General features: G+C 47.9%; 19 protein-coding genes. 9 read left to right on the top strand and 10 right to left on the bottom strand.

What is annotated here, in order from left to right; all coding sequences use genetic code 11:
• The first annotated feature begins 272 nt into the window (after nt 1-272).
• The 4 genes from EOO49_RS00160 (at nt 273) to EOO49_RS00145 (ending at nt 4712) form a co-directional block, all read left to right on the top strand.
• Nucleotides 273-1262 carry an aspartate-semialdehyde dehydrogenase gene (locus tag EOO49_RS00160; RefSeq protein ID WP_290841851.1) on the top strand — a complete coding sequence of 330 codons (990 nt, stop codon included), beginning with the start codon at nt 273-275 and terminating at the stop codon, nt 1260-1262.
• 77 nt (nt 1263-1339) lie between these two features.
• Nucleotides 1340-1690 (top strand): hypothetical protein, encoded by a 351-nt coding sequence (locus EOO49_RS00155; RefSeq protein ID WP_290841850.1) that lies wholly within the window; start codon nt 1340-1342, stop codon nt 1688-1690.
• Between the two features lie 55 nt (nt 1691-1745).
• Complete coding sequence (locus tag EOO49_RS00150) at nt 1746-4127, top strand: TonB-dependent receptor (protein WP_290841849.1); 2382 nt, start codon at nt 1746-1748, stop codon at nt 4125-4127.
• An 18-nt stretch (nt 4128-4145) separates the two neighbouring features.
• Nucleotides 4146-4712, top strand: coding sequence for a type 1 periplasmic binding fold superfamily protein (locus EOO49_RS00145; RefSeq protein ID WP_290841848.1), 567 nt, complete (start codon nt 4146-4148; stop codon nt 4710-4712).
• Nucleotides 4713-4780: 68 nt separating this feature from the next.
• On the opposite strand, the gene EOO49_RS00140 is transcribed toward EOO49_RS00145, so the two are convergent.
• On the bottom strand, nt 4781-5581 hold the full coding sequence (locus tag EOO49_RS00140; protein ID WP_290841847.1) for a TIGR00266 family protein: 801 nt from the start codon (nt 5579-5581) through the stop codon (nt 4781-4783).
• A 182-nt stretch (nt 5582-5763) separates the two neighbouring features.
• Here EOO49_RS00140 and EOO49_RS00135 point away from each other — a divergent pair, with 182 nt between their 5' ends.
• Nucleotides 5764-6138: a DoxX family membrane protein gene (locus tag EOO49_RS00135; RefSeq protein WP_290841846.1), complete on the top strand. Its 375-nt coding sequence runs from the start codon at nt 5764-5766 to the stop codon at nt 6136-6138.
• Here EOO49_RS00135 and EOO49_RS00130 read toward each other — a convergent pair.
• Genes EOO49_RS00130 through EOO49_RS00120 form a run of 3 tightly spaced genes read right to left on the bottom strand, consistent with a single transcriptional unit; the run spans nt 6131 to nt 8856 of the window.
• Nucleotides 6131-7060 carry a lipid A deacylase LpxR family protein gene (locus EOO49_RS00130; RefSeq protein WP_290841845.1) on the bottom strand — a complete coding sequence of 310 codons (930 nt, stop codon included), beginning with the start codon at nt 7058-7060 and terminating at the stop codon, nt 6131-6133. The genes EOO49_RS00135 and EOO49_RS00130 overlap by 8 nt on opposite strands.
• A complete protein-coding gene (mtgA, locus tag EOO49_RS00125; protein ID WP_290841844.1) occupies nt 7060-7737 on the bottom strand; it encodes a monofunctional biosynthetic peptidoglycan transglycosylase in 678 nt (225 codons plus the stop codon). Before mtgA ends, EOO49_RS00130 begins: the two co-directional genes overlap by 1 nt.
• 6 nt (nt 7738-7743) lie before the next feature.
• Nucleotides 7744-8856 (bottom strand): FAD-dependent oxidoreductase, encoded by a 1113-nt coding sequence (locus EOO49_RS00120; RefSeq protein ID WP_290841843.1) that lies wholly within the window; start codon nt 8854-8856, stop codon nt 7744-7746.
• Between the two features lie 210 nt (nt 8857-9066).
• Between EOO49_RS00120 and EOO49_RS00115 the strand changes: the two genes are divergently transcribed.
• The 3 genes from EOO49_RS00115 to EOO49_RS00105 all read left to right on the top strand — a co-directional run bounded on the left by EOO49_RS00115 (nt 9067) and on the right by EOO49_RS00105 (nt 15054).
• The gene (locus EOO49_RS00115) at nt 9067-12270 is read left to right on the top strand and encodes a reprolysin-like metallopeptidase (RefSeq protein WP_290841842.1); all 3204 of its coding nucleotides are present in this window, start codon (nt 9067-9069) and stop codon (nt 12268-12270) included.
• An 87-nt stretch (nt 12271-12357) separates the two neighbouring features.
• Nucleotides 12358-14262 (top strand): S9 family peptidase, encoded by a 1905-nt coding sequence (locus EOO49_RS00110; protein ID WP_290841841.1) that lies wholly within the window; start codon nt 12358-12360, stop codon nt 14260-14262.
• Nucleotides 14263-14391: 129 nt separating this feature from the next.
• The gene (locus tag EOO49_RS00105) at nt 14392-15054 is read left to right on the top strand and encodes a hypothetical protein (protein WP_290841840.1); all 663 of its coding nucleotides are present in this window, start codon (nt 14392-14394) and stop codon (nt 15052-15054) included.
• A 43-nt stretch (nt 15055-15097) separates the two neighbouring features.
• Here the strand turns inward: EOO49_RS00105 and accC are convergent, their stop codons facing one another.
• From accC to pdxA, 6 genes are all read right to left on the bottom strand, one after another.
• A complete protein-coding gene (accC, locus tag EOO49_RS00100) occupies nt 15098-16444 on the bottom strand; it encodes an acetyl-CoA carboxylase biotin carboxylase subunit (protein WP_290841839.1) in 1347 nt (448 codons plus the stop codon).
• 91 nt (nt 16445-16535) lie between these two features.
• The gene (gene accB, locus EOO49_RS00095) at nt 16536-17018 is read right to left on the bottom strand and encodes an acetyl-CoA carboxylase biotin carboxyl carrier protein (protein ID WP_290841838.1); all 483 of its coding nucleotides are present in this window, start codon (nt 17016-17018) and stop codon (nt 16536-16538) included.
• Nucleotides 17019-17042: 24 nt separating this feature from the next.
• Nucleotides 17043-18041: a beta-ketoacyl-ACP synthase III gene (locus EOO49_RS00090; RefSeq protein ID WP_290841837.1), complete on the bottom strand. Its 999-nt coding sequence runs from the start codon at nt 18039-18041 to the stop codon at nt 17043-17045.
• A gap of 162 nt (nt 18042-18203) precedes the next feature.
• Nucleotides 18204-18398, bottom strand: a complete 195-nt coding sequence (gene rpmF, locus EOO49_RS00085) for a 50S ribosomal protein L32 (RefSeq protein ID WP_176006249.1) — start codon at nt 18396-18398, stop codon at nt 18204-18206.
• A 1-nt stretch (nt 18399) separates the two neighbouring features.
• Nucleotides 18400-18960 (bottom strand): DUF177 domain-containing protein, encoded by a 561-nt coding sequence (locus EOO49_RS00080; protein WP_290841836.1) that lies wholly within the window; start codon nt 18958-18960, stop codon nt 18400-18402.
• A 64-nt stretch (nt 18961-19024) separates the two neighbouring features.
• The gene (gene pdxA / locus EOO49_RS00075) at nt 19025-20092 is read right to left on the bottom strand and encodes a 4-hydroxythreonine-4-phosphate dehydrogenase PdxA (RefSeq protein WP_290841835.1); all 1068 of its coding nucleotides are present in this window, start codon (nt 20090-20092) and stop codon (nt 19025-19027) included.
• 56 nt (nt 20093-20148) lie between these two features.
• Between pdxA and EOO49_RS00070 the strand changes: the two genes are divergently transcribed.
• Entirely contained in the window at nt 20149-20745 is a 597-nt protein-coding gene (locus EOO49_RS00070; RefSeq protein ID WP_290841834.1) for a riboflavin synthase, read from the top strand.
• Nucleotides 20746-20757: the final 12 nt, after the last annotated feature.

Raw genomic sequence — 20757 nt, 5'->3', positions numbered from 1 at the left:
ACGATTTAACAAAAACTACAGAAAATCTGTAATTGGATTTCGGCAGATGAACTTATTTTTGAAACCGACAGGTTTTTAGACCTAACAAATCTTTAAAGATTTGTTAGGTCTGGCGCGCGCGAAACCTCTTGACAAAACCCAACCACAACTAGCATAAATCTGCAAAAAGTTCCACAAGCAAAAAGTCAAGAATCCATCGGAAGATTGCATAAGCCAATCGCCAACTTGCGAACTTTCACTACTTTTGCCGAACAATCCAAAACCACAACATTATGAAAGTTGCCGTCGTAGGCGCTACCGGAATGGTAGGCGAAGTCATGCTACAAGTCTTGTCTGAAAGAAATTTCCCGATTACCGAGTTGATTCCGGTCGCATCCGAGAAATCGGTTGGAAAGGAAATCGAGTTCAAGGGCAAGAAATTCAAGGTCGTAGGCATGCAGACGGCGGTCGACATGAAACCCGAAATCGCGATCTTCTCGGCGGGCGGCGACACTTCAAAAGAATGGGCTCCGATTTTTGCAGCGGCAGGAACGACCGTAATCGACAATTCGTCGGCGTGGCGAATGGATCCGGGCAAGAAATTGGTCGTACCCGAAATCAACGCATCGGAACTTTCAAAAGACGACAAAATCATCGCCAACCCGAACTGCTCGACGATACAGATGGTTTTGGCTCTCGCGCCACTTCACAAGCAATACACGATCAAACGCGTGGTCGTTTCCACTTACCAATCGGTTACGGGAACGGGCGTGAAAGCCGTGAAGCAATTGCAGGACGAATATGCCGGAATCGAAGGCGAGAAAGCTTACAAGTACCAGATCCACCAAAACATCATTCCTCAAATCGATGTGTTCGAAGACAACGGTTACACCAAAGAGGAAATGAAAATGACACGCGAAACCAAGAAAATCCTGTCGGACGATTCGATTCACGTCACCGCGACAGCCGTGCGTTTGCCGGTTATGGGCGGCCACAGCGAGTCGGTCAACATCGAGTTCGAGAACGATTATGAAGTTGCCGATGTTCGAAAAATCCTATCGGAAACGCCTGGAATCATCGTTCAGGACAATATCGACGCTTTCGAGTATCCGATGCCTTTGTTCGCGCACCAAAAGGATGAAGTTTTCGTAGGAAGAATAAGACGCGACGAAAGCCAGCCAAATTCGTTGAACATGTGGATTGTGGCCGATAACCTCAGAAAAGGCGCGGCGACGAACGCTGTCCAAATCGCTGAATACTTGGTCGCTAACAACCTCGTGTAACATTCGAGCCGCGGACGCTACTAATTTTCACAAAATATTAGGGTTTATTCGTGCCGTCCGTGGCTAACTTTACCGCCTTGAAGTCAAAATTCGCTATATACAATCTTTTCGCCGTCGCGGCCGTGCTTTTCTCGGTCGTGTTCCAATCGGTGCATTCGGTTGAACATATCGTCGAAGAATTCCAGACGCCAAAATGCCATCACGTCCAAACCGATTCCAAACACGAATTGTCGCACCAACATCACAAAGATGACAATTGTTTTGTTTGCCACTTCAATTTTAGCGGATTCATAGGTTCGGAAACGGTTCGCATTCCCATCCAAAGAACCGAGATCCATCAGGAATATTCTTACTTCCGATCAAAAGAAATCACTTCTTATTTCGTAGGAAGCCTTTTCGCCCATCGCGGGCCGCCTTCAGAATGTTGATTTGACCTAAATCCGATTCCAGAATCGGGACAAATTCACATTCAATCCTTTTACCATGCGTATGTATTTGGCGCTTGCGTTCCTGTTTTTGGGAGCCAAGAGCGCGTTATTTGCACAATTCACCGTTTCCGGACGCGTGACTTCAAGCAATGGGGAAATTCTTGCCGGATGCCACATCCATGTAGGAAACGCCTACGTCAACGCCGACAAAAGCGGAATTTTCTCCATCAGTTTGCCTCAGGGAAAACACACTGTTTCGGCTTCTTTTGTCGGATACGAATCGGAGTCAAAAACGATTTTGGTAGCGTCAGACCAAATGGTCGATTTCGTGTTGCAGATCGATGTCTCGGCTTTGTCTGAAGTCGTCGTCTCGAGCGGAACGTCCAACGCGAACACGCAACCCAGACAGACTTTGAAATCGGCACAGATCGAAAATTACAGCAATGCTTCTTTGGGCGACCTTGTCAAGGAAATCAGCGGCGTTTCGTCTTTGAAAACAGGCAGCACAATCGTGAAACCAGTCATAAACGGACTGCATTCGAACCGCGTTCTCGTGATCAACAACAACGTACGCCTCGAAGACCAACAATGGGGTTTGGAACACGCACCCAATCTTGACGTGAACACGGCCGGATCTGTCGCTGTCGTGAAAGGCGCGGCGGGTTTGCAATACGGAGGCGATGCTATTGGCGGTGTGATCATAGTCGATCCGCCCAAGATTCCGATAAAGGATACGCTCTATGGACGCGCAATTTTGAACGCGGCCACGAACGGTCAAGGCGGAAGCGCGTCATCGTCCGTTTTCAAAGGCTACAAAAACGGATGGAACTGGAAAGTCCAGGGCACGCTCAAGTATCTCGGCGATCTCGAAGCGCCCGATTATGTTTTGTCGAACACCGGAATCCGCGAGAAGAATTTTTCGGCAGGTTTCGGATTTAAAGGCGAACACTCGGGTTTTGACGCTTTTTACAGTTATTACAACGCCGAGATCGGGATTTTGCGAGCGTCTCACATCGGAAACATAACCGATTTGGTCAACGCGATCAACAACGGTCAACCCGCGGTGATGAACGACTATACGCACGATATTTCATCTCCAAAACAGCAGGTGCAACACCATTTGGCCAAGCTCAATTATTATCGGGATTGGCATCACGGACGACTTGACGCGCAATATTCGTTTCAGTTCAACAACCGTCTGGAATATGACGTGAGACGCGGCGACAATGCGAACCGCGCGGCTCTGGATCTCGATTTGGCGACACATTCGCTATTGATCGATTTTACGTCGGACAAATCAAAAAACCTGCGTTTCAAAACCGGAATTTCGGGTTCTTACCAAAACAATGTCGCGAGCATCGACACGGGCGTTCGGCCTTTGATTCCGGATTATGACAAAATCGACTTGGGCGCTTATGTAACTTCGGCTTACGATGTTTCGGATAAATGGCGTCTGGAAGCCGGACTGCGCTACGATTACAGCCACGTCGATGCGACAAAATTCTACCTCAAATCACGTTGGAACGAGCGTGGTTACGACCAGGATTTCGCGCATTTCATCACGGGCGATTTCGGTACGCAATGGAAGACCAATCCGGTTTTTACGTATCACAATCTTTCGGCGAGCGCGGGTTCCAAGTACAAATTGGGCGAAAATCTGAATTGGTTCGTCAATGTTTCCTTGGCGCGTCGCAACCCGAATCCGTCCGAACTTTTTAGCGACGGATTGCACCACGCGACAGGTCAGATCGAACTTGGCGATTTGCGTCTGAAGCAGGAAACTTCGGTCAAAGCTTCGACGACTTTTTCTTATGCAACCGATAAATTGGCGATCGAGATCAATCCGTACATAAACCAAATATCAGACTTCATGTATTTGCAGCCGACAGGTTTGGAATACACGATCCGCGGCGCTTTCCCGGTTTGGGAATACCGTCAGGCGGATGCGAGATTGACGGGAATAGACGTCACTGTCGACTGGGATTTTCTCAAGAATTTAAACTACCACTCGACTTTTGCGTACGTCTACGGAAAAAATCTCGATTCCGGAAAGCCTTTGATCGACATGCCTCCGGCCAACTGGAACAATGGGATTTCGTTCAAGAAGAAGGAATGGAGCGAATTTTCGGTTGGATTGCGCCATGAATGGGTGTTTTTCCAGAACCAATATCCAAACAACGATTTCACTGCCGATGTTTTGGTAGACGGAAATCCGACTCCGGTTTTGGTTCAGATCAGCCGTCCGCCAAAAGCCTACAGCCTGTTGCATTTTACCTCGCAAATTTCTTTGGATGCGATTCCGAAAGTCAAGACGACGATTGTTTTCGGCATCCAAAATCTCACCAACACCGCATATCGCGACTACTTGAACCGCATGCGCTATTATGCAGACGACATGGGAAGGAATTTTACCCTTCAACTAAAATTTAATTTTTAACGCACAAATCTTACAACAATGAAAACATTGAAATTTTTGCCATTTGGAATTTTCGCACTTTTTATAGCTTCTTGCAGCTCAGACGACAACACGAGCGCGCCTGTAAACGAAGAAGAAGTAATCACGACGATAATCGCAACTTTGACGCCACAAGCCGGTGGAACGCCGATCGTTTTCACCTCTCGCGATCTCGACGGAGACGGACCGACCGCGCCTGTGATAACGGTTTCTGGAAATCTCGCCACAAACACGGTTTACAGCGGAAGCCTTGATTTGCTAAACGAAACCACAACTCCGGCCGAAAGCATCACAGCCGAAATCATCGAGGAAGCGCTCGATCACCAGTTTTTCTTCAGCGCGACGAACAACATCGGAACAACGGCTTATGCCGCGCCTTTTGATGGAAATGCGCATCCGATTGGTGTGAATTTTACGTTTACTACAACGGCTGCCGCAACCGGAAATTTGACTGTCGTTTTGCGTCACCAACCGGACAAATCGGCTCAAGGCGTTGCGAATGGCGACATCACAAACGCCGGCGGAGAAACTGATGTTCAGGTGACTTTTCCGGTCATCGTAGAATAATTTACCGAATACCACAAACGAAAAGCGCCTCTCGATTTGGAGGCGCTTTTTTATTTTACCGATGTTTCTCAGAAACGATTGTCGCCGTCGAGCAAATTCCCGAGTCCGCCCAAGATGCTTCCTTCTTCGCGGTTGCTTCCGCCAGATCGCGGTGCCGAAGCGATGATCCTGTCGGCCAAACGGCTAAACGGAAGCGATTGCACGTAAACGGTTCCAGGTCCGCGTAGCGTCGCAAAAAACAAGCCTTCGCCTCCAAAAATAGAGTTTTTGATTCCGCCGATGAACTCGATGTCATAATCGACCGTTTGCTCGAACCCGACGATACAACCCGTGTCGACTTTCAGAACTTCGCCGGCGCCAAGTTCTTTTTTGGCCAATGTTCCGCCCGCGTGTACGAATGCCATTCCGTCGCCTTCGAGTTTTTGCATGATGAAACCTTCGCCTCCGAAAAGACCGCGTCCGAGTTTTTTGGAGAATTCGATCCCTACGGAAACGCCTTTCGCCGCGCACAAAAATGCATCTTTCTGGCAGATGAATTTTCCATTGTGCCGACGCAGATCGAGCGGAACGATTTTCCCAGGATAAGGCGAGGCGAAACTCACTTTGGCCTTCATCACATTTTGGTTTTGGTAAGCCGTCATGAACAGACTTTCGCCCGTGAGCATGCGTTTTCCCGCAGACAGTATTTTGCCCATAAAGCCCGATTGTTGCTGGCTTCCATCTCCGAAAATCGTTTGCATCTGGATGCCGTTTTCCATCATCATGAAACTTCCGGCTTCGGCCACGACGACTTCCTGCGGATCGAGTTCGATCTCGACATACTGCATTTCTTCGCCAAAAATCTCGTAATCAATCTCGTGTGCTGTCATTTTTTGTTCGTTTTTATTGATACCGCAAAGTAGCGATTTAGCCGGAATTTCATCGGTTGCGAAATCCCGAAGTTTTTTCATTATCGAATTCTAATTGTTTACAACATTTTACCCATAACTCTCTATACGATAATTTTTTAATTATATTTTTACCATATCTCCAATCAGAAAAACCAATATTTATGAATTCGAAATTTACGATGATCGTGCGCATCGCACTTGGTATTCTTTTAGTAGTTTTTGGTGCCAACAAGCTTTTCCCATTTTTGCCGATGCCCGAACCTAGCGGTGAAGCTGCGGCTTTTATGAGTTCCTTGGGCGCGACAGGTTACATTTTTCCAACGCTTGGCGTTCTCGAAGTCGCCATTGGATTGATGTTATTGACCAAAAAATGGGTGCCGTTCGCAATTGTCCTGCTGGCGCCGATTTCAATCAACATCTTGTTGTTTCACCTGTTTTTGGCGATTCCGGGAATGGCGATTGCGCTGTTGGTCGCGATTTTCAACGCTATCCTAATTTACAAACATTGGCGTTTGTATAAACCGCTGTTTATTTGAGGAAATAAGCAACTTGGATCGATCCGTAAAAATAGCCTTTATTTACCCAATTGTCGACTTCTTTTCCGCGGTAGACGAATGCGTAAGACAGATCCCATTTGTTTTTTCGGAACTTGAATCCGGCTTCACCGATGAATCTCGGCTTGACCAAATCCCACTTGATCGGACTGTCGTCGTTCCCGAATCGACTGCCTTGAATCGTCGCGTCATATTCCTGGTATTGGAATCCGGGCGCGATGTAGAAGAAAAATTCGCTTTGTGATTTGAAAGCTTCCGGATTTGCGTTTACCGATGCGCCGTAAAGTCCCGAATCGAATATCGGAAGTAAAGGTTTAAGGCTGATTCGCGACAATATAGAAACGTTTCCGCCGACAAAAGCCGTTCCGCCGAAAGCATTTGCCTTGACGTGCAAATCGGCGTTTTTTCCCTGGAGTATCGGATGCGAATAAAAAGCCTGAAGTTGAGCCGACAACAAATCGTGGATCTGGTAATCCCAACCGCGCACGGGTTTGTAAGCGAAAAGGTTGTGGATGCCGCGCTGCACGTCTTCGGCCAAAGACGAAGGTCCGATGACACCGGCTTGCAAAGACAATTTCAAAGCTGATCCATTTCTGTAAAACCAACCTTTCTGGAATTGTCCAAAAAGATATCCCGCGAAAGGTCTGTCGTGCACTCCAGGATCGGCAGCTTTTACGGTCTGCGGATTGTAAATATATTGTCCAATCCTGAATTCGTTGATTTTTTTGGCTACGGCTTCAGATGTGTCTTTCGAAAGAAATCGGTAGAAAATCTCAATCCCGTTCGTGTAATACTTGTCGTTAACCGATGAAGTGAACAGATCGTTCTCCAAAACCGTCCCGATTTGGTGCTTTTGGGCGAATCCGAACACGAAAAAAAGCAAAAAACAAATGAGAATCCGCATCAGTAATCGAGTTTGATGCGACGCATTCCGGCCATGATCCGACTTTTGCGCTTGTTGATGTAAGCCGAAGAATAACTGGCTTCGAACCTGCGCGGATTCGGCAAAATTGCAGCAATTCCGGCGGCTTCGCGTTTGGTTATCTGGTTGGCATCTTTGGAATACCAATGTCTCGATGCGGCTTGCGCTCCGTAAACGCCGTTGCCCATTTCGATCGAATTCAGGTAGACTTCCATGATGCGTTCCTTGGGCCAGAAAATCTCGATCAAGACCGTGAAATAAGCCTCGAAGCCTTTCCTGATCCAACTTCGGCCTTGCCACAGGAATACGTTTTTGGCCGTTTGTTGGGAAATCGTGCTCCCGCCCACGAGCTTCTTGCCTTTCTTGTTCTTTTTCACGGCTTTTTGGATAGCGTTGAAATCGAAGCCGTAATGATCGATGAAAGTCGCGTCTTCACTGGCAATGACAGCCTTTTGAAGGTTGGGTGAAATTTGCTCCAACGGAACCCATTTGTGGTTGAAAAAAACGGTTTTGTCCGAAAAAGTGTTCTCGAAAAAACGGAATCCCATCAAAGGCGTGAAAGGAACCGGAACGAATCGGAACAAAATCACGGTGAAAATGGAGACGGCGAAAAACCAAAGTGCCGCCTTTTTTATAAAGCTGAAAATCTTCTTTAGCATAAACTTTTACAATAAATCGGCGAGTTCCTGACCGACCAAACTTCCTATGGCCACGCCCATTCCGCCAAGCCTGACGCCGCAAAACACATTCGAGGACAGCGCTTCTACAATCGGTCTTTTGCTCGAACCGATTCCCATGATGCCGCTCCAGCGGTGTTCGACCTCGAAAGGCGTGTTTGGCAAAATTACGTCTTTTAGCAATGCTTCGAGCTTGTTTTGGATGATTTCCGTGTTGCCGAATTGTGTCGTGTTTTCGCCTTCAAAATCGAGATTGCGTCCGCCGCCGAACAAAATCCTGTCGCCGATATTCCGGAAATAATAATAGCCGCGGTCAAAATGGAAAGTGCCTTTGATGTCGAGATTCGCGATCGGCTTGGTCACCAAAACCTGTGCGCGTGCCGGTTTTACGGCATTTTGCGTGATTTGTGAAGCGAATCCGTTTGTCGCGAACAGCAATTTGCCGGTCTTGAAACCGAAATCCTGGAGCGAAATCGTGACATTGTTTCCATTGTCTGAAAATCCGACGACCGTCATTCGGTTCAAGATCAAAATATCCTTCGAAATCGCCTCTTTGAGCAAAGCCTGCATCATATTTCCCGTGTCGATCTGGGCTTCGAACGGATTGAAGATCACGTTTTCGAAAATGTTTCCGAAACCGAAACGGTCGGCTTCTTTCGAAAAAACATCGGCCTTGAACAACGGACGCAACAAATCGTTTACGAACGGCATTTTCTGCAAACAATCCTGGTACAAAAATTCATCCTTCTGCAAAAACAGTTCGTATCCGCCGAAAGGCTTGAAATCAAGGGTCGCATCGCCAAGCCGTTTTCGCAGCAATTGCAAGCCGTTCCAACGTTTTTGCACGAGTTGGATGACTTCTTCTTCAGAATGCGTCGCAAGATCGTCTATGATTTCCGACAGACTTCCGAAGCAAGCGAAACCCGCATTTTTCGTACTCGCTCCTTGCGGCAAAGCGCCTTTTTCGAGAACCAGGATTTTGGCCGACGGAAATTTCTCGCGCAATCGCAATGCCGCATGAAGTCCGACGATTCCGCTTCCTACGATCGTAAAATCGACGTTCGAAAACCAATTTTTGAGTTCCCAATAACTCAGTTCCATTTGTTTTTTGCCATAAAAATAGGTTTTTCAACTGGAATATTTTCAATGACGATACTTCAAGTAAATTCTCACATTTTTGTCGATTTAACACATTTGAAAACCGTCGCTTATCGATTTGTCAATTATTTTCTTAGAATTCTGAATTGCTCAATATCAAATCCAATTACATTTGTCGTCTAACTGATTCACTATTAACCCAAAGTAAATTTTATGAAGAACAGATTACTCTCTATCGCTTTCGTGGCGATTTCCGGGTTTTCGTTTGCCCAACAAGGCCGGCAGGTTTGGAGCACAGCTGTGAAAAGCTCCGAATCTCAGGTTGTGGCAAACAAAGCTTCGATCCAGCAACCAAGACTTTTAGCGTTGAACACGAACGAATTGGCACAATCGCTTTCGGGCGCGCCACAGCGTTTTTCGGGCAGAGGAAACGGCGTGATCGTTTCGCTTCCTAATGCCGACGGCGGTTTCGACCAGTTTCGCGTGTCGGAATTCTCGAACATGGAACCCGGACTTGCCGCGCGCTATCCGGAAATCAAGTCGTATACGGGAAAAGGCGTGACCAATCCCCGCGCGACGGTTTACTTCAGCCTTTCGCCTCTCGGACTTCAGTCAATGGTGATCGCAGCCGACAAATCAGCGACTTTTATCGAACCTTACACGACTGACCCAAGTGTTTACACGGTTTACAAAAAGTCTGACAAAGCCGCTTCCCTGAACCAATGGGATTGTCGGGTTATCGCTTCCGCGGAAGCAGAAGTCAACGCCGCCGCGATGCTAAGACCTAATGCCGACGATGGTAACTTGCGCAATTACCGTTTGGCGATGTCTGTCACGGGCGAATACACGGCTTACTTCGGAGGCACCAAAGCGCTTGCATTGGCCGCGATCAACAACACAATGACGCGCGTAAACGGCGTTTTCGAGATTGACATGGGCGTTCACATGAACCTGATTTCAAATACCGATTCGGTGATTTACACAAGTGCATCGACCGATCCTTATGCCAATGCATCGACCGGAGCAGGCGGAGCTTGGAACCAACAATTGCAGACCACACTTACCAATGTGATCGGAAGCGCGAATTATGACATCGGGCACTTGTTTGGAGCTTCTGGCGGCGGCGGAAACGCGGGCTGTATAGGGTGTGTCTGCAAGAATCCGACGAGTTCCGTTCCGCTTGGAAAAGGTTCCGGTTATACGTCTCCGGCCGATGGCATTCCGCAAGGCGACAACTTCGACATCGATTATGTGGCTCACGAAATGGGCCACCAATTTGGCGGAAACCACACTTTTTCGCATAGCAACGAGGGCACGATCGCTCAATGTGAGCCAGGTTCCGGATCGACGATTATGGGTTATGCCGGAATCACGGGTTCAACCGACGTTCAGGCGCATTCTGACGCTTATTTTCACGCGGTTTCAATCCAGCAGATCACGAATTATGTCAAATCGACGACTTGTCAAACGACGACCGTTACCGGAAATGCGATCCCGACGGCTAACGCTGGCGCAGATTACACAATTCCGAAAGGCACGCCATTTATCCTAACCGGAAACGGAACAGATGCAAACGGCGGCGCGCTCACCTATTGTTGGGAACAAATGAACCAACGCACGACTACGAATTCGATGCCGACGGCGACCAAAACCGGAGGCCCGAACTTCCGTTCGTATTCGCCAACGACCAGCACTTCGAGAATGTTCCCGCGTTTGGAAACCGTAAAAACGGGCGCAACAGCCTGGACTTGGGAAGCCGTTCCCACAGTTGCCAGAACCTTGAACTTTAGATTCACCGTTCGCGACAACCAGGGTTCGTTCGCAGCAAACAATTCTGACGATATGGTCGTAACGGTAAACGCAACCGCCGGACCGTTTTCGGTCAGCGCGCCGAACACGGCCGTTTCTTACGTCGGTGGCTCGAGCCAAACCGTGACTTGGGCAGTTGCTGGCACGACGGCGAACGGCGTGAACTGCGCCAACGTCGACATTTTGCTTTCAACCGACGGCGGAAACACTTTCCCCACCGTTTTGTTGGCCGCAACGCCAAACGACGGAACGCAAGCCGTGACGATCCCGAATACGCCGGGCACGCAAAACCGCATCATGGTGAAAGGCACGAACCACATTTTCTTTGATATGTCGAACGCGAACTTCACCATTACGGGCGGTTCATCCGATGCGACTGCGCCATCGACTCCGGCGAGTTTGGCAGCATCTGGCACGACACAAACCTCGACGAACTTGACTTGGACAGCTTCGACCGACAACGTCGCCGTTACAGGATATGACGTTTATAGAAATGGCTCGCTCGTCGGATCTTCGGCTACTGCTTCTTATACCGCATCCGGCTTGACCGCTTCGACGACTTACACATTTTATGTTCGCGCGAAAGATGCCGCCGGAAACGTTTCTGCCAACAGCAACACGGTTTCGGTTACGACTTTGACAAATACGACAGATACGACCGCGCCATCTGCGCCAACGAGTTTGTCAGCTTCGGGCACAAGCCAAACCTCGACGAATTTGACTTGGACAGCTTCGACAGACAACGTCGCGGTAACCGGATATGATGTTTACAGAAATGGGACTTTCCTAGCTTCGACAACAGCAACTTCTTACGCAGCGACAGGTTTGACAGCCGCGACGACTTATAGCTTTTACGTTCTTGCGAAAGATGCTGCCGGAAACGCTTCCACCAACAGCAACACGGTTTCAGTTACGACTTTGTCCGGGTCGGTAAGCTATTGTGCGTCTCAAGGAAACAGCGTTGCGGACGAATTGATCGGGCGCGTGCAATTCGGAACGATCAACAATGCCTCGACCGGCGGAACAGGTTACACGAATTTCACATCGGTTTCGACAAATGTGACGCGAGGTTCTTCTTACACGATTTCGGTAACGCCAACTTGGACGGGCACGAAATACAACGAAGCTTACGCGGTTTTCATCGATTGGAACCAAGACGGCGATTTCTCTGATTCGGGCGAAACTGCTTGGACGAGATCGGCTTCGCAAACGACTCCGGTTAGTGGCACTATCACAATTCCTTCGACCGCGACACTTGGCGCGACGAGAATGCGTGTTTCCATGAAATACAATGCGATCCCGACAGCTTGCGAGACATTCTCTTACGGACAAGTCGAGGATTACACGGTGAACATCGTTTCGTCGGCTCGCACAACTGAAAACGGAACGCCTGTTTTGGCTTTCAATATTTATCCGAACCCGGTGAAAGGCGAGATTTTGAATGTTTCCGAAGTTGCCGAAGGAACACAATTCAAGATCGTGAACTTACTTGGGCAGACGATTTCTGTCGGAAAAGTGTCCAACGGAACAATTCCCGTATCGAACGTAAACGCCGGAACTTATCTTCTGGAAATCGACGGAAATGTGAAGCGTTTCATCAAACAATAATCAAAAATCGAACAACATTGAGAGGCTGCCCCAAAAAGGCAGCTTTTCTTTTTTTGTACTTTTAGGCACATTTTCAAACTAATTACGATGAAGAGAGTCGCTTTACTAACACTTACAATATTGAGCATGACCGCTGTAAAGGCACAAAACACCATGACGCCCGAATTGCTTTGGAAGCTAGGACGCGTTTCCGGGCTTGGGATTTCCAAGGATGGAAAAAATATCGTCTACAAGGTTGCTACGCCGTCGGTCGAGGAGAACAAGTCGAATTCGAAGTATTTCACGATTCCGATAAACGGCGGAAAAGCCACTGAAATCACAGACTATAAATCACTTTTGAACGACAAGAATGTTTCATCTGACGGAAAATACATCGTTTATGACGAAGAAGTGAAACTGGCCAAAGTGGAAGGCAAGGATTTCTATCCGGAACTTGACAAATCGGGCGCCCAAATTTACGACGGACTCGATTACAGACATTGGGACACTTGGAATACGGGCTCTTACAACCACGTTTTCTTCCGAGAGAACAAGGAAGGCTCGAAAGGCACCGACATCCTGAAAGGCGAACTTTTCGATGCTCCGCAAAAACCATTTGGCGGAGACGAAGATTATAATTGGTCGCCTGACGGAAAATCGATTTTGTACGTGGCCAAGAAAAAATCGGGTACGGAGTACGCAAAAAGCACGAACACTGACATTTACCAATACGACATTGCAACGGGCAAAACGGTAAATCGCAGCGAAGGCAATTTGGGTTACGACACGCATCCGAAGTTTTCCCCGAACGGCGATTTGACTTGGCTTCAGATGAAACGCGACGGTTATGAATCGGACAAAAACGACATCATCGTGTCTTTTAGAGGTATGAACGTGAACTTGACCGCGGCTTGGGACGGAACCGTCGACGATTTCGCGTGGAGCAAAGACGCGAAGAAAGTTTATTTCACGGCGGCCGTTGGCGGAACAAAACAGCTTTTTGAGGTGAATTTCCCGGGTTTGACAAAAATCGCAGTTACCGTAAAACAGTTGACGGACGGCATTTTTGACGTGGCCGGAATCGTCGATATTTTGGGCGACAACGCAATCGTTTCGCGCACCGACATGAACCACGCAGCCGAACTTTTCTCGTACAATCTCAAGAAAAAAGAGTGGAAACAGCTCACATTCGTGAACAAATCGGTTTACGACAATTTGGCTATGAGCAAACTCGAGAAGCGCATCGTAAGCACGACAGACGGCAAAAAAATGGTCGTTTGGGTGATTTTGCCGCCGAATTTCGATCCGAATAAAAAGTATCCGACTTTGCTTTATTGCCAGGGCGGACCGCAATCGGCACTTTCGCAATTCTATTCTTTCCGATGGAATTTCCAGTTGATGGCAGCCCAAGGTTATATCGTGGTAGCGCCAAACCGACGCGGAATGCCCGGACACGGCGTGGAATGGAACGAGCAGATTTCCAAAGATTGGGGCGGACAAGTCATGAAAGACTACCTCGCGGCAATCGATGACGTCTCGAAGGAAAAATATGTCGACAAAGCACGTTTGGGCTGCGTTGGCGCGAGCTACGGCGGATATTCGGTGTTCTATCTGGCCGGAATCCACGAAAGACGCTTCAAGTCGTTTATAGCACACGACGGCGTTTTCAACCTGCAATCGATGTACGGAACGACGGAAGAGGTTTTCTTCAACCATTGGGACGCGGGCGGAGCTTATTGGGAAAAGGACAATGCCGCTGCCCAAAAGACCTACGACGAATTCAATCCGATCAACCACGTTACGAAATGGGATACGCCGATAATGGTCATCCAAGGTGGAAAAGATTACCGCGTGCCGATCGGCCAAGGTCAAGAGGCTTTTCAGGCGGCGCAATTGCTCGGAATCAAAAGCCGATTTTTGTATCTGCCCGAAGAAAACCATTGGGTTTTGCAACCCCAGAACGCGATTGTTTGGCAACGCGAATTCTTCAGATGGCTGAAAGAAACGCTGTAATACGAAAACAGATCACGAAAACCGACTTAAATCCAAGTCGGTTTTTTGTTGATAGTTAGCAAACTACGTTTCTAAAATTCGCGTTTTGCGAATAATTTTGGTAAATTTGAAATCCCAAGTTTACCCGAAATGAAAAAATACCTACTATCGCTTTTGCTGACGAGTTTGTCGGCATTGGCTCAAATTGGAGTGAATACTACAGCTCCGACGGCGACATTGGACGTGAATGGAACGACGCGAATCCGAACGACAGCCGTGAATGTAAAACTTCCGGCGGCGAAAGATTCTGTTTTGGTGGTCGACAACAATGGCAACGTAAGACGGACAACATCGAAAGCTGTTGTCACAAGCCATCTGAAATCTTTCGTAAAAGGCGGATTTTCGAACACGGGAAACGTCACGATTCCATTGGCTTCAAACGTTGCGCCCGCGCCTTTCGGGTTCGAGGAATTCGACGAAAACAACGAGTACAATCCAACTACTTTCACCTTTACTGCGACAAATGCCGGAGTTTACTCCGTGAGTTCGCAAATCAAGGCTTCGGCAGCTTTGAGCGTTACGACCAATTTCGGGATCGCGATCCTCAAGAACGGAGTTGTCGTTGCCAGAAGTGGCTTCGCGAATTTATCGCTGCTCAATATAGACGTTTCTCCGCCGATAAGAAGTGTCGACACTTTGGTGAAACTTGTGCCAACCGACACGATAACGTTCCAGATTTACGGCGATCTGATCAACGCCGGAATCACTGGCGCAAGAGCCGATTCCTTTTTCTGGATCGCACAACAGCAATAAAAAAGCCTGTCGGTTGTGACAGGCTTTTTGCTTTATTCTGGATTTATTCGGGATCGTTCATCTTGAAAGTCTCCATGAACTTCGTCGTGTAGTTTCCTTCGACGTACGCCGGTTCGTCCATCAATTGTCTGTGGAACGGAATCGTGGTTTTGATGCCCTCAATCACGAATTCATCAAGCGCACGTTTCATCTTGTTGATGGCTTCCTGACGCGTTTGTGCCGTCGTAATCAACTTGGCGATCATCGAGTCATAGTTCGGTGGAATCGTGTAACCCGCGTAAACGTGAGTGTCGAGACGAACGCCGTGTCCGCCTGGAGCGTGCAAAGTCGTGATCTTTCCCGGTGACGGACGGAAATCGTTGTAAGGATCTTCGGCATTGATACGCACTTCGATCGCATGCAACTGCGGAAGATAGTTCTTGCCCGAAATCGGCACGCCGGCAGCGACCAAAATCTGCTCGCGGATCAAGTCGTAGTCGATGACTTGCTCCGTGATCGGATGCTCGACCTGGATACGTGTGTTCATTTCCATGAAGTAGAAGTTGCGGTCTTTATCCACCAAAAATTCTACCGTTCCGGCGCCTTCGTATTTGATGTATTCGGCAGCTCGCACGGCGGCGGCTCCCATTTTGTCGCGCAATTCGTCCGTCATGAACGGAGATGGCGTTTCTTCTGTCAGTTTTTGGTGACGACGTTGTACCGAACAATCGCGTTCACTCAGGTGGCAAGCTTTTCCGTAGGCGTCGCCCACGATTTGAATCTCGATGTGGCGCGGTTCCTGGATCAACTTTTCCATGTACATTCCGTCGTTTCCGAACGATGCTGCAGCTTCTTGTCGTGCACTTTCCCAAGCTTTTTCGAGCTCTTCTTCTTTCCAGATGGCGCGCATTCCTTTTCCTCCACCGCCGGCAGTCGCTTTCATCATCACCGGATAACCCGATTCTTCGGCAACTTTTCTGGCGTGGTCGAGCGATTCCAACAATCCGTCAGAACCTGGCACACACGGAACTCCGGCCTCTTTCATTGTGGCTTTGGCCGTAGCCTTGTCACCCATTTTTTCGATCATTTCGGGAGACGCTCCAATGAACTTGATGCCGTGCTCCTGGCAGATTTTCGAGAATTTGGCGTTTTCCGAGAGGAATCCGTAACCCGGATGGATCGCGTCGGCGTTTGTGATTTCCGCGGCAGCGATAATATTCGACATTTTCAGATAGGACTGGTTGCTCGGCGGCGGCCCGATACACACGGCCTCGTCGGCGAACTTTACGTGAAGGCTTTCGGCATCGGCTGTCGAATAAACCGCAACGGTCTTGATGCCCATCTCGCGGCAAGTGCGGATCACGCGAAGTGCGATTTCACCACGGTTTGCTATCAATATCTTCTTGAACATAGTAGTCTGTTTTAAATGAAAAATGTTGAATACTGACAGTCTGACAAGGTTTCCCTTATCTGAAAATCAACTTTCAACATTCAAAATATTGTTAAGACGGATCAACGAGGAACAACGGTTGGTCGAATTCTACCGGAGACATGTCATCCACAAGGATTTTCACGATTTTCCCGGAGTATTCCGACTCGATTTCGTTGAAAAGCTTCATCGCTTCGATCACGCAAAGCACGTCGCCTTTCTGGATGTTGCTTCCTACCTCGATGTAAACCGGTTTGTCCGGAGACGGCTTGCGGTAGAAAGTCCCGATGATTGGCGATTTGATGGTGATGTACTTCGAATCTTCCGTTGCAGCGGCAGCAGGCGCGGTTGGCGTAGCGGCTGTAGCTGGTGCAGCGACCGGAGCGGCAACTTGTGGCATGGCAACCGGAGCTTGTTGGATATACGTCACTTCTGGCGCACTCGCTTCGTTTGTCGTTTTGATGGTGATCTTGAAATCGTCCATCTCCAGTTTAACTTCGGTAGCTCCAGATTTGGCTACAAAGCGGATAAGGTTCTGAATGTCTCTGATATCCATAAGGTTGTAATTTGGTATGTTTAGTTATTTAGCGTCGTATGCCCATTTCAAGTAGATCGATCCCCAAGTGAATCCGCCGCCGAATGCCGCGAAAATCAGGTTGTCGCCTTTCTTGAATTTGTGTTCGAAATCGCTCAGCAACAAAGGTAGTGTTCCCGAGGTCGTGTTTCCGTATCGCTCGATGTTGACCAGGACTTTTTCGTCTGCAACGCCCATTCTGTGAGCCGTCGCATCGATAATTCTTTTGTTGGCCTGATGCGCGATCAACCAATTTACATCGGTTTCGGAGAGATTGTTTCGCTCCATGATCTTTTCAGATACATCGGCCATTCCTGTGACGGCATATTTGAAAACCGTTTTTCCGTCCTGGAAAACATAGTGTTGCTTGTTTTCGACGGTTTCTTGCGATGGTGGAAGCAATGATCCGCCCGCATCGATCTTGAGGTATTCGCGTCCGATTCCGTCTGAGCGAAGAAATTCATCCTGCAAACCAAGACCTTCGTGGTTGGGCTCAAAAAGAGCAGCGCCCGCTCCGTCTCCGAAGATGATGCACGTTGCTCTGTCAGTATAATCGATGATCGAGGACATTTTGTCGGCTCCGATCACCAGCACTTTCTTGTATCGTCCGGTTTCGATGTAAGCTGCGGCCGTCGACATTCCGTAAAGAAAGCTCGAACAGGCGGCCTGCAAATCGTAGGCGAATGCGTTTACGGCTCCAATTTGCGTAGCGACGTAAACTGCGGTAGCGGCAACCGGCATGTCAGGCGTTGTTGTGGCAAGCAAGACCATATCGATCTCACTTGGGTCAACGTTTCCGCGCTCCAGCAGGTTTTGGGCTGCTTTGATGGCAAGGTAAGACGTGCCTTTCCCTGCATCTTTCAAAATCCTTCTCTCTTTGATTCCGGTTCTGGTGGTAATCCATTCGTCGTTCGTATCGACCATAGTCTCAAGGACTTTATTCGAGAGGACGAAATCTGGAACGTAACCTCCTACAGCAGTAATTGCGGCTGTGATTTTGCTCATAGATGGAGAAATTTTCTTCTTTGGGATTTTCCCGTAAAGGTGTTGAAATTACAAATTTTTTCGGGAACAGGCGTTTCCGAAAACGTTATTTCCGACTAAAATTTAAGGCAATAAAAAAAACTCCCACAACGTGAGAGTTTATAAGTATTGACTTACAGCGTATTAAGCAACAGCTTCAGTCTTATCGATAACTACCTGGCCTCTGTAGTACATTTTGCCTTCATGCCAGTAAGCTCTGTGGTACAAGTGAGCCTCGCCTGTTACAGGGCAAGTCGCGATTGTAGCTACAGTTGCTTTATAGTGTGTTCTTCTCTTGTCTCTTCTGGTTTTGGAAACCTTTCTCTTAGGATGTGCCATTTTACTCTTTTATTTTTTTATCCGTTAACAGTGACTTTAATTTATCCCAACGTGGGTCGGTACTTTCTTCTTTATTGTCGTCCTTGACGTCTTTTTTCTTGGTTACTTTCAGTTCATTGAGTTTGTCGAGCGCTTCCGACTTGAGCGTTCCGTCCTTGATTCCGGGATGGACGCGCTTCAACGGAATAGACAAAGCGATCATTTCATACACATATTGAGAGATGTCAATCTGATGTTCTCCGTGCGGAATGACCAACAATTCCTCATTGTCATTATTGAGCTCTTCCCCAAATTGCACGATCAATTCCATCTTTCCTTTTACGGGAAGATCGAACATTTCTCCAGTCAAGTCGCAAGGAACGTAAACCGTGCCTTTGTGCTTGAAGGTCAATTCGAGCATGGTCGTCTTCTTGTCAAGCGTCACATTTACAGTGATGTTGCAAGATTCAAACTCATCGTAACCAAATTCGTCAAAGAACTTTTTATCAATCTGATACTCAAATTGGTGCTTTCCTAATTTTAATCCCGCGAACGAAATCAAAAATTCATTCAACTGTTTCATCATCACACAATTTGCCCCGAATTCGGGTGGGCAAAGATAAAAAATATTTAAATAAACAAAAGACTTAATTGCCTTTTTTTGATTCAAGGCTCTTTTCCTTGATTTTCAAAGGGTTTTTCGCGATTTCCGCATAGCCAGAACGCGAGTGGAAAATGTCTATTGCCATGTAAACTGCCTCGGCAAACGAACTGTGATCGGCGATTCCTTTGCCTGCGATGTCGTATGCCGTTCCGTGGTCTGGCGATGTTCTTACTTTATCCAAACCAGCGGTATAATTCACGCCTTTTCCAAAAGCCAGCGTCTTGAACGGAATCAAACCTTGGTCGTGATAAGCCGCGATTACAGCGTCGAATCTCTCGTATTGGCCGCTTCCGAAGAAACCGTCTGCCGGATAAGGCCCAAAAACCATCGTTCCGGATTCAAACATTTTCTTAACGACCGGCTTCAATATCGTTTCGTCTTCCTGACCGATGACACCGTTGTCTCCGGCGTGCGGATTTAGCCCCAAAACCGCAATTTTGGGTTTGTTGATTCCGAAATCCTGCGTAAGCGACTTCTTGACGGTCTCGATTTTCTTGCGCACCAAAGCTTCCGTAAGATGCGACGCGACCTGGTTCACCGGAACGTGATCGGTCAACAAACCAACGCGCAAATTGTCCTGAACCATCAACATCAAAGCATCGCCTTCGAGTTCCTGATTGAGATAATCGGTGTGGCCCGGAAATTTGAATTCATCCGATTGCACATTGTATTTATTGATTGGCGCGGTCACCAAAACATCGATCTTGCCTTCTTTCAAAGCCGAAACCGAGGCGCGGAAAGACTTGATCGCAAACTCCCCCACAACCGGATCATTCGTACCGAGATTCAGGTCGACCGGTTCTTTCCAGACGTTGAGCACGTTAATCTTTCCCGTCACGAGTTGATCGAGGCTGTCGATTCCGTGGAGTGTCGACTGGGAATCGAATGTTTTCTTGACAAACGACAAAATCTTGACGTTCGCGAAAATCACAGGCGTGCAAAGTTCCAACATCCTTGAATCCTCGAAGGTTTTGAGCACGACTTCAGGCCCGATGCCGTTCAAGTCCCCGATTGATATTCCCACGATGATGTTTTCTGCTTTTCTGGTCATTTGCCAACGGATTTTATTCGCTAATTTTGAGGGCAAATTTAAGCAAATAAAAGCCAATGTTTACCGGAATCATAGAAACGTTGGGCGTTGTCAAGGATATTGTCCGCGACGGCGACAACCTCAACCTCACAATCAGCTCCACTTTTACCAACGAACTTAAGATTGACCAGAGCGTTTCCCATAACGGAATCTGCCTTACGGTCGTTTCGCTTTCGGAAAATGACTACGCCGTGACCGCAATTCACGAGACTGTGCTCAAAACCAATATAGGTGAATGGAAAGTTGGAGAAGAAATCAATCTCGAAAGAGGAATGAAGCTGGGCGACCGCCTCGACGGACACATCGTGCAAGGCCACGTTGACCAAACCGCGGTCTGCATCGCCGCCGAAGAAGGAAACGGAAGTTGGGAATTCAGGTTCTCCTACGATCAGGAACTCAATAATATAACGATAGAAAAAGGTTCAATTACCGTTAACGGAGTGAGTCTCACTGTTGTGGCTTCCGAACCGGGCGAATTTAGTGTCGCGATTATTCCATACACCTTCGAGCACACGAATTTCAAGCACTTTACAGTTGGCACGAAAATCAATCTGGAATTTGATGTTGTCGGAAAATACATCGCTCGACTCTACGGATTGCGCCAAATAGACTAAAAGAAAAAGCCC

Source organism: Flavobacterium sp. (assembly GCF_004295795.1).
Taxonomy (GTDB): Bacteria; Bacteroidota; Bacteroidia; order Flavobacteriales; family Flavobacteriaceae; genus Flavobacterium.
The sequence above is the reverse complement of the archived record's forward strand: the minus strand, read 5'-3'. Positions and strand labels throughout refer to the sequence as shown.

Bases quoted from the DNA above. Each gene is read 5' to 3' on its own strand.
- EOO49_RS00160 (WP_290841851.1), top strand. From the start codon at position 273: ATGAAAGTTGCCGTCGTAGGCGCTACCGGAATGGTAGGCGAAGTCATG.
- EOO49_RS00150 (WP_290841849.1), top strand. From the start codon at position 1,746: ATGCGTATGTATTTGGCGCTTGCGTTCCTGTTTTTGGGAGCCAAGAGC.
- EOO49_RS00145 (WP_290841848.1), top strand. From the start codon at position 4,146: ATGAAAACATTGAAATTTTTGCCATTTGGAATTTTCGCACTTTTTATA.
- EOO49_RS00140 (WP_290841847.1), bottom strand. From the start codon at position 5,581: ATGACAGCACACGAGATTGATTACGAGATTTTTGGCGAAGAAATGCAG.
- EOO49_RS00135 (WP_290841846.1), top strand. From the start codon at position 5,764: ATGAATTCGAAATTTACGATGATCGTGCGCATCGCACTTGGTATTCTT.
- EOO49_RS00130 (WP_290841845.1), bottom strand. From the start codon at position 7,060: ATGCGGATTCTCATTTGTTTTTTGCTTTTTTTCGTGTTCGGATTCGCC.
- mtgA (WP_290841844.1), bottom strand. From the start codon at position 7,737: ATGCTAAAGAAGATTTTCAGCTTTATAAAAAAGGCGGCACTTTGGTTT.
- EOO49_RS00120 (WP_290841843.1), bottom strand. From the start codon at position 8,856: ATGGAACTGAGTTATTGGGAACTCAAAAATTGGTTTTCGAACGTCGAT.
- EOO49_RS00115 (WP_290841842.1), top strand. From the start codon at position 9,067: ATGAAGAACAGATTACTCTCTATCGCTTTCGTGGCGATTTCCGGGTTT.
- EOO49_RS00110 (WP_290841841.1), top strand. From the start codon at position 12,358: ATGAAGAGAGTCGCTTTACTAACACTTACAATATTGAGCATGACCGCT.
- EOO49_RS00105 (WP_290841840.1), top strand. From the start codon at position 14,392: ATGAAAAAATACCTACTATCGCTTTTGCTGACGAGTTTGTCGGCATTG.
- accC (WP_290841839.1), bottom strand. From the start codon at position 16,444: ATGTTCAAGAAGATATTGATAGCAAACCGTGGTGAAATCGCACTTCGC.
- accB (WP_290841838.1), bottom strand. From the start codon at position 17,018: ATGGATATCAGAGACATTCAGAACCTTATCCGCTTTGTAGCCAAATCT.
- EOO49_RS00090 (WP_290841837.1), bottom strand. From the start codon at position 18,041: ATGAGCAAAATCACAGCCGCAATTACTGCTGTAGGAGGTTACGTTCCA.
- rpmF (WP_176006249.1), bottom strand. From the start codon at position 18,398: ATGGCACATCCTAAGAGAAAGGTTTCCAAAACCAGAAGAGACAAGAGA.
- EOO49_RS00080 (WP_290841836.1), bottom strand. From the start codon at position 18,960: ATGAAACAGTTGAATGAATTTTTGATTTCGTTCGCGGGATTAAAATTA.
- pdxA (WP_290841835.1), bottom strand. From the start codon at position 20,092: ATGACCAGAAAAGCAGAAAACATCATCGTGGGAATATCAATCGGGGAC.
- EOO49_RS00070 (WP_290841834.1), top strand. From the start codon at position 20,149: ATGTTTACCGGAATCATAGAAACGTTGGGCGTTGTCAAGGATATTGTC.